11 protein-coding genes are annotated in these 11,634 nt (G+C 65.8%); 9 read left to right on the top strand and 2 right to left on the bottom strand.

What is annotated here, in order from left to right:
• Positions 1-113 precede the first annotated feature (113 nt).
• The 3 genes from D7325_RS01070 to D7325_RS01060 all read left to right on the top strand — a co-directional run bounded on the left by D7325_RS01070 (position 114) and on the right by D7325_RS01060 (position 3,248).
• Positions 114-1,412, top strand: a complete 1,299-nt coding sequence (locus D7325_RS01070) for an alpha/beta fold hydrolase family protein (protein WP_120993236.1) — start codon at positions 114-116, stop codon at positions 1,410-1,412.
• Positions 1,413-1,530: 118 nt separating this feature from the next.
• Positions 1,531-2,286 (top strand): MlaA family lipoprotein, encoded by a 756-nt coding sequence (locus D7325_RS01065; RefSeq protein ID WP_120994093.1) that lies wholly within the window; start codon positions 1,531-1,533, stop codon positions 2,284-2,286.
• 98 nt (positions 2,287-2,384) lie between these two features.
• Positions 2,385-3,248 carry a pirin family protein gene (locus D7325_RS01060; RefSeq protein ID WP_120993233.1) on the top strand — a complete coding sequence of 288 codons (864 nt, stop codon included), beginning with the start codon at positions 2,385-2,387 and terminating at the stop codon, positions 3,246-3,248.
• On the opposite strand, the gene D7325_RS01055 is transcribed toward D7325_RS01060, so the two are convergent.
• On the bottom strand, positions 3,245-4,168 hold the full coding sequence (locus D7325_RS01055; RefSeq protein WP_120993231.1) for a lipid A biosynthesis lauroyl acyltransferase: 924 nt from the start codon (positions 4,166-4,168) through the stop codon (positions 3,245-3,247). The genes D7325_RS01060 and D7325_RS01055 overlap by 4 nt on opposite strands.
• 139 nt (positions 4,169-4,307) lie before the next feature.
• On the opposite strand from D7325_RS01055, the gene minC reads away from it, so the two are divergent.
• The 5 genes from minC (at position 4,308) to D7325_RS01030 (ending at position 8,263) form a co-directional block, all read left to right on the top strand.
• Complete coding sequence (gene minC, locus D7325_RS01050; RefSeq protein ID WP_120993229.1) at positions 4,308-5,042, top strand: septum site-determining protein MinC; 735 nt, start codon at positions 4,308-4,310, stop codon at positions 5,040-5,042.
• Positions 5,043-5,137: 95 nt separating this feature from the next.
• Complete coding sequence (gene minD / locus D7325_RS01045; RefSeq protein WP_120993227.1) at positions 5,138-5,953, top strand: septum site-determining protein MinD; 816 nt, start codon at positions 5,138-5,140, stop codon at positions 5,951-5,953.
• A complete protein-coding gene (gene minE / locus D7325_RS01040; RefSeq protein ID WP_120993225.1) occupies positions 5,950-6,204 on the top strand; it encodes a cell division topological specificity factor MinE in 255 nt (84 codons plus the stop codon). The genes minD and minE overlap by 4 nt, the downstream gene beginning before the upstream one ends.
• A gap of 61 nt (positions 6,205-6,265) precedes the next feature.
• Positions 6,266-6,901, top strand: coding sequence for an RluA family pseudouridine synthase (locus tag D7325_RS01035; protein WP_120993224.1), 636 nt, complete (start codon positions 6,266-6,268; stop codon positions 6,899-6,901).
• Between the two features lie 72 nt (positions 6,902-6,973).
• Positions 6,974-8,263 (top strand): M18 family aminopeptidase, encoded by a 1,290-nt coding sequence (locus tag D7325_RS01030; RefSeq protein WP_120993222.1) that lies wholly within the window; start codon positions 6,974-6,976, stop codon positions 8,261-8,263.
• A 7-nt stretch (positions 8,264-8,270) separates the two neighbouring features.
• Here D7325_RS01030 and D7325_RS01025 read toward each other — a convergent pair whose 3' ends face one another.
• The gene (locus D7325_RS01025; RefSeq protein ID WP_120993220.1) at positions 8,271-9,233 is read right to left on the bottom strand and encodes an NAD(P)H-quinone oxidoreductase; all 963 of its coding nucleotides are present in this window, start codon (positions 9,231-9,233) and stop codon (positions 8,271-8,273) included.
• Positions 9,234-9,468: 235 nt separating this feature from the next.
• On the opposite strand from D7325_RS01025, the gene D7325_RS01020 reads away from it, so the two are divergent.
• Positions 9,469-11,577: a carboxy terminal-processing peptidase gene (locus D7325_RS01020; RefSeq protein WP_120993218.1), complete on the top strand. Its 2,109-nt coding sequence runs from the start codon at positions 9,469-9,471 to the stop codon at positions 11,575-11,577.
• The last annotated feature ends 57 nt before the right edge of the window (positions 11,578-11,634 follow it).

The raw sequence follows: 11,634 nt of genomic DNA, 5'->3' as shown, positions 1-11,634 counted from the left end.
CAGCTTGATGAATGCCTCGCAAACCATCGCGCGGTGGCGCGGCGGGCACTCCGCGCCGAGCCGCCTGTCATATGCTTCGCGTCTGGAGCTACCACTCACAACAGGGACATCGCATGCCCAGCTTTCTACGGACCGCGGCGCTGATCGCCACGCTACTGTGCGGCAGCCTGGCCTTCGCCCAGGACATCCCGGCCGAGCGCTACCACTTTCCGCTGACCAACGCGTTCGAAGCCACCGTCGCCGGCACGCCGGCCTACCTGCGTCCCGAAGTCCCGAGCGACGAGGACATCGACCAGGCGGACTACCGGCTCTCGCTCAATCCGCAGCGCGAGTTCGTCCTGCCGGACAACTTCTGGGCCGTGCGCAAACTCGGCTATCGACTGGCCCGCCAGCCGCAGGCGGCCCCGCTGGTGTTCATCATCGCCGGCACCGGCGCGCACTACTCGACCGGCAAATCCGAATGGCTCAAGCGCCTGTTCTATGGCGCGGGCTACCACGTGGTGCAGCTGTCGTCGCCGACCAGCTACGACTTCATCGCCGCCGCCTCGCGCTTCGCCACGCCCGGCCTCAGCGAGCAGGACGCCAAGGACCTGTACCGCGTGATGCAGGCCGTTCGCGCCGAGCACCACGACCTGCCGGTGACCGACTACTACCTCACCGGCTACAGCCTCGGCGCACTGGAGGCGGCGTTCGTCAGCCACCTGGACGAGACGCGCCAGTCGTTCAACTTCAAGCGCGTGCTGATGATCAACCCGCCGGTGAACCTCTACACCTCGGTCTCCAACCTGGACAAGCTCGTGCAGGCCAAGATCGAGGGCGTCGACCACAACACCACCTTCTACGAACTGGTGATGGAGAAGCTGAGCCGCTACTTTCACGAGCAAGGCTTCATCAACCTCGACCAGGCGCTGCTCTACGACTTCCAGGAATCGGCCTACGCGCTGACCGACGAGCAGCTGGCGATGCTGATCGGCGCGTCCTTCCGCTTCTCGGTCGCCGATATCTCCTTCACCTCCGACCTGATCAACAAGCGCGGGCTGATCATTCCGCCGGGTACCGAGATCGAAGTCGGCACCAGCCTCGAACCCTTCTTCAAGCGGTCGCTGCTGTGCGACTTCGATTGCTACATCACGCAGCAGCTGATCCCGATGTGGCGCGCGCTGTATGACGGCGGCGGCCTCAATCAGCTGGTCGACCAGGTGAGCCTCTATGCGCTCGAGGACTATCTGCGCGAGAGCGACAAGATCACGGTGATGCACAACGCCGATGACCTCATCCTCGGCGAGGGCGACATCGGCTTCCTGCGGCGCACCTTCGGCGACCGGCTGACGCTTTATCCGTCCGGCGGCCACTGCGGCAACATGAGCTACCACGTCAACGCGCGCCGCATGCTGGAGCTGTTGCGTGGCTGACCCCATCCGAGGAACCCGGCATGCCGGGACAGAAGCAGGGAACGAGGAGAACCGTGTGAGCCTTCCGAGCGACCGACCCACCACTGCGCCCACCCGCCATGCGCGCCGCCTGGCCGCGCTGGCCGCCGCATGCCTGGCCCTCGGCACCGGCCAGGCGCTGGCCCAGCAGCCGCCCATCGACGATGGCTTCACGCATCCGCTGGACCGCCTGGAATTCAATGCCGGCCTCGACCAGCAGGTCTTCGAGCAGGCGACCTTCGAGGCGCTGGACGTCTACGACCCGCTGGAGACGGTGAACCGGCACATCTATCACTTCAACTACCAGCTGGATCAGTGGGTCATGCTGCCCGTCGTTCGGGGCTACCAGTACGTGACGCCGCGCTTCGTGCGTCGCGGCGTAAGCAACTTCTTCGAAAACCTCGGCGACGTGCCCAACCTGGTCAACAGCGTTCTGCAACTCAAGCCCAAGCGCGCCATGCAGACGACCGCCCGGCTGCTGTTCAACACCGTGCTCGGGGTCGGCGGCCTGTGGGACCCGGCCACGCGCATGGGCCTGCCGCGCCAGCCCGAAGACTTCGGCCAGACGCTCGGCTACTGGGGCGTTCCGCCCGGCCCCTACCTGGTGATCCCGGCGCTCGGCCCGTCCAACCTGCGCGATGCCACCGGCCTGCTCACCGACAACGCCATCCGCCAGGAGATCAACTTCCTCAATTACGCCGACGCCAGCAGCGATTACTGGGCGCTGCCCGTGCTGCGCGCGATCGACACGCGCTACACCACGCCGTTCCGCTATGGCCAGCTCAACTCGCCGTTCGAGTATTCCAAGGTACGCTACGTCTACACCCGCGCGCGGCAGCTGCAAGTCGAGGAGTAGCCGATAGATCGAGAGAGCCGATCGGATCGAGCGGTTTTTTCAGCCAATCCATCGAGGCGCCGGCACTATGCTGCGGCTTTCCAACCGAGGAACCGCAGATGCGCCAGATTCTTTCGATCACTACCGGCAAACCGGCGTCCGATGGCGCCGGGGTCCGCCTGACCCGCGTGTTCGGCGGCCAGGATGCCGAACGGTACGACCCCTTCCTGATGCTCGACGAGTTCGGCTCGCAGAACCCGGACGATTACATCGCCGGCTTTCCGCCGCACCCGCATCGCGGCTTCGAGACCATCACCTACATGCTCGAAGGCCGTATGCGCCATGAAGACCATCTCGGCAATGTCGGCCTGCTCGAAAGCGGCGGCGTGCAGTGGATGACCGCGGCACGCGGCGTCATTCACAGCGAAATGCCGCAGCAGGAACAGGGCACGATGCGCGGCTTCCAGATCTGGCTCAACCTGCCGGCACGCGACAAGCTCGGTGCGCCGGGCTATCGGGATTTCCATCCCGACGAGATACCCACGGCCGAGCGGGCTGACGGCGTTAGCGCCAGGGTGATCGCAGGTCATTTGCAGGCCGAGGGATTCGATCTCGCGGGGGCGGTCGAGCGGGCCGGCACACAGCCGCAGCTGTTCGACCTCCACCTGCCGGCCGGTACCAGGCTGTCTCCCCGTCTGCCGGACGGGCACCGCGTCCTGCTCTATGTCTACGACGGCAGCCTGCAGCTGGCCGGGGCCGACGCGCCTGTCGCCGCAAGCCGGCTGGTGCGCCTGTCGGACGAGGGCGAGCTGACGCTGGTCAGCGCCGAAGGCGTTCGCGTACTGCTGCTGGCAGGCAGGCCGCTCGGCGAACCGATCGTGCAATACGGCCCCTTCGTCATGAACAGCCGCGAGCAGATCGAACAGGCCCTGCGGGACTACCGCGACGGCACATTCGCCGCGGTCGACGCGCCGCGCGCCTAGCGGTAGAGACTGGGCTCACCCACGGGGCGGGTCTTGAAGCGCCGATGGGCCCAGAGATACTGGGTCGGCAGCCGGCTGACCGCCTCCTCGATCCAGCGATTGATGCGCAGGCAGTCAGCCTCTTCGCTTTCGCCGGGAAAGTCGGCCAGCGGCGGGTGGATGACCAGGCGATAGCCCTGCCCATCCGCCAGGCGCTCCTGCGTGAACGGCACCACCCGCGCCCTGCCCAGCCGCGCGAACTTGGTGGTCGCCGTGACCGTCGCGGCGGTGACGCCGAACAGCGGCACGAACAGGCTCTGCTTGCGCCCGTAGTCCTGGTCCGGTGCGTACCAGATGGCGCGGCCCGCGCGCAAGACCTTCAGCATCGCCCGCACGTCCTCGCGCTCGATGGCCGTGGCGTCGCGGTTATGACGCTCGCGGCCCCGCCGCTGGACGTAGTCGAACACCGGGTTCTTGTGCTCGCGGTACATGCCGTCGATGGTGTGTCGCTGGCCCAGCAGCGCGGCACCGATCTCCAGCGTCGTGAAATGCAAGGCCATCAGGATCACGCCCTGCCCCTCGTCCTTCGCCTGCTGCAAGTGCTCCAGCCCCTCGATGCGGGCGAGGCGTTGCAGGCGCGCCTGCGGCCACCACCAGCTCATCGCCATTTCAAAGAAGGCGATACCGGTGGAGGCGAAATTCTCGCGCAGCACCTGCTCTCGCTGCGCCGCCGACCAGTCGGGAAAACACAGCTCCAGGTTGCGCCGCGCCACCCCCCGCCGCGCACCGGCGACGCAGAACATCAGCGCGCCGAGCCCGCGTCCGAGCGCCAGCAGAATCGGATAGGGCAGCTGCACGGCCAGCCATAACAGCCCGAGCCCCAGCCACAGCGGCCAGAAGCGTGGATGCAGGAAGGAGGCGCGGAAGCGGGGGCGATCCATTGACAGACTCGGCAGCGGAAAACCCGGCATTCTAGCGGTATTCCCGCAAGGCGCCGAACTTCCCGCCCGGCCGGTCGCGGCTTGCAGCCGGTCGACTGCGCCGTTATAAGTCCCCGCCATTCACAGCGACGGGCAGACCATGAGCCAAGCCGACCTACTCGACCAAGATCCCGTGTTCCAGCTCAAGGGCAGCATGCTCGCGATCACTATCCTCGAGCTCACCGGCAACGACCTCGAACGGCTGGACCGCCAGCTCGCCAGCAAGGTCGAGCAGGCACCGCAGTTCTTCGCCAACGCCCCCCTGGTACTGGCGCTGGACAAGCTCCCCGCCACCGGCTCGGACCTCGACCTGCCGGCGCTCATGGCGCTGTGCCGCAAGCATGGCCTGCGAACGCTGGCCATTCGCGCCGGACGGGACGACCACATCGCCGCGGCCGGTGCGCTGGACTTGCCCGTCCTGCCGCCCTCGGGCGCACGCGAGCGTCCGCTCGAACCCGCCGCCCGACCGGCAGCCGAGCCCGCACGCCCGGCCGAGCCGGCACACCGCCCGACCCGTCTGATCACCACCCCGATCCGCGGCGGTCAGCAGGTCTACGCACAGGGCGCCGACCTGATCGTCATGGCGGCCGTCAGTCCCGGCGCGGAACTTCTCGCCGATGGGCACATCCATGTGTACGGCCCGTTGCGCGGTCGCGCCTTGGCGGGCATCAAGGGCAACCCAGAAGCGCGGATTTTCTGCCAGCAACTGGGGGCGGAAATGATCTCCATCGCCGGCCAATACAAGGTCGCCGAAGACCTGCGACGCGAGCCGTTGTGGGGCCAGCCCGTGCAGATCGCGCTCTCCGGCGATGTGTTGAACATCACCCGCCTTTAACGGATACTGCCGCGAATTTTTTCAGGACCCGACCGCAGCTCAACCGCCCGAATGGCGGGGCTTGCGGCCTATTTTTCTTTTTGGGGTGAAGCACCTTGGCCAAGATTCTCGTAGTCACTTCCGGAAAGGGTGGCGTCGGCAAGACCACCACCAGCGCTGCCATCGGTACCGGCCTCGCCCTGCGTGGGCACAAGACCGCGATCGTCGACTTCGACGTCGGCCTGCGCAACCTGGACCTGATCATGGGCTGCGAGCGCCGCGTGGTGTATGACTTCATCAACGTGATCAACGGCGACGCCACCCTGACCCAGGCCCTGATCAAGGACAAGCGCCTCGAGAACCTCTACGTGCTGGCCGCCAGCCAGACCCGCGACAAGGACGCGCTCAACATCGAAGGCGTCGAGAAGGTCATCAACGAGCTGAAGGCCAACTTCGAGTACGTCATCTGCGACTCGCCTGCCGGCATCGAGAAGGGTGCGCACCTGGCGATGTATTTCGCCGACGAAGCGATCGTCGTCACCAACCCGGAAGTGTCCTCGGTACGCGACTCCGACCGCATGCTCGGACTGCTGGCGAGCAAGTCGCGCCGCGCCGAAAGCGGCGAGGCGCCGATCAAGGAACACCTGCTGCTGACCCGCTACAACCCCGAGCGCGTGACCAAGGGCGAGATGCTCGGCGTCGAGGACGTCGAGGAAATCCTCTCCATCCGCCTGCTCGGTGTCATCCCCGAATCCCAGGCCGTGCTGAAGGCCTCCAACCAGGGTGTGCCGGTCATTCTCGACGATCAGAGCGACGCCGGTCAGGCCTACAGCGACGCGGTCGACCGCCTGCTCGGCAAGGAGGTCGCGCACCGCTTCCTCGACGTCAAGAAGCCCGGCTTCCTGCAACGCCTTTTCGGAGGTCGTGAATGAACCTTTTCGACTTCTTCCGTGAACGCAAGAAGCAGAACACGGCATCGGTCGCGAAGGAGCGCCTGCAGATCATCGTCGCCCACGAGCGCGGCCAGCGGAACGAACCGGACTACCTGCCCGCCCTGCAAAAGGAGCTAGTCGAGGTGATCCGCAAGTACGTGAACATCGACCAGGACCAGGTCCAGGTCGCGCTGGAGAATCAGGGCAGCTGCTCGATCCTCGAGCTGAACATCACGCTGCCGGATCGCTGAGCGAATCGGTTGCACAACGACGGCGGCCCACGGGTCGCCGTCTTCGTTTACGGAAACGCCGATGCCGCTGAGCAACATCCAGATTCTCCACCAGGACGACGCGCTGCTGGTGATCGACAAACCGACCCTGCTGCTTTCCGTGCCGGGACGCGCGGAAGACAATCGCGATTGCCTGGTGACCCGGCTCCAGCAGAACGGTTATCCGGAAGCCCTGATCGTGCACCGCCTCGACTGGGAGACCTCCGGCGTGATCGTTCTCGCGCGCGACCCGGACAGCCATCGCGAGCTGTCGCGCCAGTTCCATGACCGAGAGACCGAGAAGGCCTACACCGCGCTCTGCTGGGGCTCGCCCGCGCAGGACAGCGGCCGCATCGAACTGCCGCTGCGCTACGACCCGCCGACCAAGCCGCGGCATGTCGTCGATCACGAACTCGGCAAGCATGCGCTGACCTTCTGGCGCGTCGTCGAGCGGCACGCGCAGCACAGCCGCGTCGAGCTGACGCCCATCACCGGTCGCTCGCATCAGTTGCGCGTGCACATGCTCGCCATCGGTCACCCGCTGCTCGGCGACCGGCTGTATGCCCACGACCAGGCGCTCCATGCTCATGAGCGCCTGTGCCTGCATGCCAGCATGCTGACACTGACGCATCCGCGGACCGGCGAACGGCTGCGCTTCGAAAGCCCGGCTCCGTTCTAGTCAGCGCTGACCGGCGCGGCGCCAGGGCGTCACAATCGGCTAGACTGCCGCGACAGCAGTACGGAGTTCCCCATGCGCGACACACTCAACCAGGGCCTGATCGACTTCCTCGAGGCTTCACCCACGCCGTTCCACGCCACCGCCTCTATCGCCCAGCGCCTCCAGGCCGCCGGCTACAAGCCGCTCGACGAACGCGAGTCCTGGCATATCCAGGCGGGTGGGCGCTATTACGTGACCCGCAACGATTCGGCGATCGTGGCCGTGCAGCTGGGTGCGCAGCCAGCGCTCGAGCGGGGCATCCGTCTGGTCGGCGCGCACACCGACAGCCCCTGCCTGCGCGTCAAGCCGCATCCTGAATTGCAGCGCCAGGGGTTCTGGCAGCTGGGCGTGGAGGTCTACGGCGGCGCACTGCTGGCGCCGTGGTTCGATCGCGACCTGTCGCTCGCCGGGCGCGTCACCTTCAGCCGCGACGGCCGCATCGAAAGCCGGTTGATCGACTTCCGCCAGCCCATTGCGGTGATCCCTAACCTGGCCATCCACCTCAATCGCGAGGCGAACCAGGGCTGGGCCATCAACGCGCAGAACGAGCTGCCGCCGATCCTCGCGCAGGTAGCCGGTGCGCAGACGCCGGACTTCCGCGCCTTGCTGGCCGAGCAGCTGAACAAGGAGCATGACCTGGTCGCCGATGCGGTTCTCGATTACGAGCTGAGCTTCTACGACACCCAGCAGGCCGCCGTCATCGGCCTGAACCAGGATTTCATCGCCGGCGCCCGCCTCGACAACCTGCTCTCCTGCTATGCCGGCCTCGAAGCCCTGCTGGCCACCGACCCGGCGCAAACGTGCGTGTTGGTCTGCAACGACCACGAGGAAGTCGGCTCGACCTCGATGTGCGGCGCAGACGGCCCCTTCCTCGAACAGGTACTGCGGCGCCTGCTGCCGGAGGGCGACGACTTCGTGCGGATCATCAACCGCTCGCTGCTGATCTCGGCGGACAACGCCCACGCGGTCCATCCCAACTACGCCGACAGGCACGACGGCAACCACGGCCCCAAGCTCAACGCCGGCCCGGTGATCAAGGTCAACAGCAACCAGCGCTACGCTACCAACAGCGAAACGGCCGGCTTCTTCCGCCATCTGTGCGTCACCGAGGAAGTACCGGTGCAAAGCTTCGTCACCCGCAGCGACATGGGCTGCGGCTCGACGATCGGCCCCATCACGGCCAGCCAGCTCGGCGTGCGCACAGTCGACATCGGCCTGCCGACCTTCGCCATGCATTCGATCCGCGAACTGGCGGGCAGTCATGACCTCGCCCACCTGGTCAAGGTCCTGACCGCGTTCTACGGCAGCGCCGAGCTGCCGTAAGCCCCGGCTAGTCCAGCGACGGGTCGATCACCAGCGCGATCTTGCCGTTGACCGCATTGCTGCCGAGCGTCTGGAATGCCGTCTCCGCCTCGTCGATCGGAAAGGTGCGTTCCAGGCGCGGCGAAAGGCGCCCGTCTTCGAACAGCGGCCAGACCGCCTGATGAAGGCTCTCGAGCAGTTCGGCCTTGAAATCGGCGCTACGGGTGCGTAACACCGATCCGGTCAGTTGGATGCGCTTGCGCAGCACCTTGGCCAGATCGACGTTCGCCTCGCGTCCGCCCATCAATCCGATCAGGACCCAGCGACCATCGACAGCCAGCAGTTCGGCATTCAGCGCCGCATAGCTGGCCCCGACCGGATCGAGCACCACGTCGAACGGTCCGAAATCGCGCAGGCTATCGAGGTCCGCATTGCGCAAGGCACCGCCTGCGGCGCCGAGCGATTCGCAATAGGCCAGCCGCTCGGCCGAACCGACGCTCACCCAGCATGGATTCCCGAACGCCTTGCACAACTGGATCGCCGCCGACCCGACGCCACTGGCGCCGGCATGCAGGAGCACCTTTTCGCCCGGCTGGAGGCGACCCAGGCGGAACAGGTTCAGCCAAGCGGTGGCATAGACCTCCGGAATGGCCGCGGCCTCGGCCAGGCTCAGGCCCTTGGGCACCGGCAGCACGTGTCGGGCATCGACCGTCGCGTACTCGGCGATACCGCCGCCGGCGAGCAAGGCGCAGACCCGATCGCCTTCGCGGTAGCGTCCGGTCGAATCGGCCCGCTCCACGACACCGGCGCACTCCAGGCCGATGGTATCGGTCACTCCGGGGGGCGGCGGGTAATGCCCGGAGCGCTGAAGGTAGTCGGCGCGGTTGATGCCGGCGGCCGCAACCCGGATACGCAGTTCGCCGTCCTTGGGTTCGGGCGCGGGCCGCTCGGCCCACTCCACCCGTCCTTCGATGCCTTGCAATGCTTTCATGCTGCCTCCATAGTGAATCGCCCGCCGCCTGCGCGGCGTTGAAACCACCGAACGATGGCCCCATTCGATTTCCGCTCCGGTCCGACCCGTCCGCTTCGCGACGGCCACTCGTTCCGACCTTATCTGCTTCCGACCATCGGAGCCCCACTTTGCGCCGCCGGACCGATCGCCGCTCCGGCCGCTTCGCCGACGGCCTAATATGCGCACCTTCTCAGCTACACGCCCCCTGGTACCCATGAAACGCTCGCTGACCTGCACCCTGCTCGCCCTGCTGATCGGCCTCCAGGCCACCGCTGCCTCGGCCAAGGCTACCAGCGCGGCGGACGCCTGGGACTACCTTCAGCCCGATCGCGACCAGGTGATCGCCAGCCTGAATGTCGTGGAATTGCTCAAGCGGCATCACTACAACAAGCCGCCACTCAACGATGCCCGCTCGGCCAAGATCTTCGACAGCTACCTGAAAATGCTCGACCCGGCGCGCAGCTACTTCACAGCGTCCGACATCGCGCAGTTCGAAAAATGGCGGACCGAGTTCGACGACCTGCTCAAGAGCGGCAACCTCGAGCCGGGCTTCGCGATCTACCGCCTTCATCTCGAGCGCCTGCAACAGCGCCTCGAATACGCCCTGTCGCTGGTGGAAAACGGCATCGATGACTTCGATTTCACGCGCGACGAGCAATTGCTGATCGACCGTGAAAACGCACCCTGGCCCGCCGACCGGGCAGCCCTGGACGATCTCTGGCGCAAGCGCGTGAAGGACGAAATCCTGCGCCTGAAAATCGCCGGCAAGGAACCGCAGGCCATCGCCGAACTGCTCACCAAGCGCTACCGGAATCAGCTGTCGCGTCTCGAGCAGACCCGCAGCGAAGACGTCTTCCAGACCTATATCAACGCCTTCGCACAGACCTACGACCCGCACACCCAATACCTGTCGCCGGAGAACGCCGAGAACTTCGACATCAACATGAGCCTGTCGCTGGAGGGTATCGGCGCGGTGCTGCAGAGCGACAACGAGCACGTCAAGGTCGTGCGGCTGGTACCGGCCGGCCCGGCCGAGAAAAGCAAGCAGATCCAGCCGGCGGATAAGATCATCGGCGTCGCGCAGGGCGATGACGAGATGGTCGATGTGGTGGGCTGGCGGCTGGACGAAGTCGTCAAGCTGATCCGCGGACCGAAGGGATCGGTCGTTCGCCTGGAAGTGATTCCCGCGAGCAATGCACCGAACGATCAGAGCACCAAGACCGTCGCCATCACGCGCGAAGCCGTGAAGCTCGAAGAGCAGGCGGCGCAAAAGTCGATTCTCAAGCTCGAGCACCGCGGCCACGACTACAAGATCGGCGTGATCGAAATCCCGGCCTTCTACCTGGACTTCAAGGCGCTGCGTGCAGGCGACCCGAACTACAAGAGCACCACGCGCGACGTGAAGAAACTGCTCGCCGAACTGAAGGAAGAGAACGTCGATGGGGTCGTCATCGACCTTCGCAACAATGGCGGCGGTTCTCTGCAGGAAGCGACCGAGCTGACCGGGCTGTTCATCGACGAAGGGCCGACGGTGCTCGTGCGCAATAGCGACGGCCGGGTCGATGTGCTCGCCGACGACAGCGAAGGCAGTTTCTATTCCGGCCCGATGGCCGTCCTGGTCAACCGGCTTTCGGCGTCCGCGTCGGAGATTTTCGCCGGCGCCATGCAGGACTATCACCGCGCGCTGATCATTGGCGGACAGACGTTCGGCAAGGGAACGGTGCAGACCATTCAACCGCTCAACCATGGCGAGCTGAAACTGACCCTGGCCAAGTTCTACCGGGTCTCCGGCCAGAGCACCCAGCATCAGGGCGTGCTGCCCGATATCGCCTACCCGGCCGATGTCGATATCAACGAGATCGGCGAGAGCGCCCTGCCCGAAGCGTTGCCGTGGGACAGCATCCGCGCGGCGATCGATCCCGAGCGCAACCCGTTCAAGCCATTCCTCGACGAACTGGCGGCACGCCATGCGGCCCGCACCGAGCACAACCCGGACTTCGTATTCACCCGCGAACGACTGGAACTGGCGCAGGACCTGATGGACGACACCACCGTCAGCCTCAACGAGCAAAAACGCCGCGCCGAGCAGGCCGCCATCGAGAAGCGCCAGCTCGAGCTCGAGAATGCCCGTCGCGTGGCCAAGGGCGAAGAGCCGCTGGCCAAGCTGGAGCATGACGAGGAGAACACGCTGCCGGAAGACGAGGACATCGCTCCCGAGGACGACGCCTACCTGTCGGAAACCGGACATATCCTGCTGGACTACCTCGGCCTGACGTCCGCCGTGGCGCAACACAACGCCAAGGAGTCCACAACCGCGGACTGAGTCATCAAATTGACATCAAGCTGTCGTGGAATGTCGGGGCCGCCAAGCGGCCCCTTC

This window comes from Stutzerimonas urumqiensis, assembly GCF_003640395.1.
GTDB classification, from domain to species: domain Bacteria; phylum Pseudomonadota; class Gammaproteobacteria; order Pseudomonadales; family Pseudomonadaceae; genus Stutzerimonas; species Stutzerimonas urumqiensis.
The sequence above is the reverse complement of the archived record's forward strand: the minus strand, read 5'-3'. Positions and strand labels throughout refer to the sequence as shown.

What these genes read in the sequence shown, in the direction of transcription:
- D7325_RS01070 (WP_120993236.1), top strand. Translation starts at nt 114, where the DNA reads ATGCCCAGCTTTCTACGGACCGCGGCGCTGATCGCCACGCTACTGTGC.
- D7325_RS01060 (WP_120993233.1), top strand. Translation starts at nt 2,385, where the DNA reads ATGCGCCAGATTCTTTCGATCACTACCGGCAAACCGGCGTCCGATGGC.
- D7325_RS01055 (WP_120993231.1), bottom strand. Translation starts at nt 4,168, where the DNA reads ATGGATCGCCCCCGCTTCCGCGCCTCCTTCCTGCATCCACGCTTCTGG.
- minC (WP_120993229.1), top strand. Translation starts at nt 4,308, where the DNA reads ATGAGCCAAGCCGACCTACTCGACCAAGATCCCGTGTTCCAGCTCAAG.
- minE (WP_120993225.1), top strand. Translation starts at nt 5,950, where the DNA reads ATGAACCTTTTCGACTTCTTCCGTGAACGCAAGAAGCAGAACACGGCA.
- D7325_RS01035 (WP_120993224.1), top strand. Translation starts at nt 6,266, where the DNA reads ATGCCGCTGAGCAACATCCAGATTCTCCACCAGGACGACGCGCTGCTG.
- D7325_RS01030 (WP_120993222.1), top strand. Translation starts at nt 6,974, where the DNA reads ATGCGCGACACACTCAACCAGGGCCTGATCGACTTCCTCGAGGCTTCA.
- D7325_RS01025 (WP_120993220.1), bottom strand. Translation starts at nt 9,233, where the DNA reads ATGAAAGCATTGCAAGGCATCGAAGGACGGGTGGAGTGGGCCGAGCGG.
- D7325_RS01020 (WP_120993218.1), top strand. Translation starts at nt 9,469, where the DNA reads ATGAAACGCTCGCTGACCTGCACCCTGCTCGCCCTGCTGATCGGCCTC.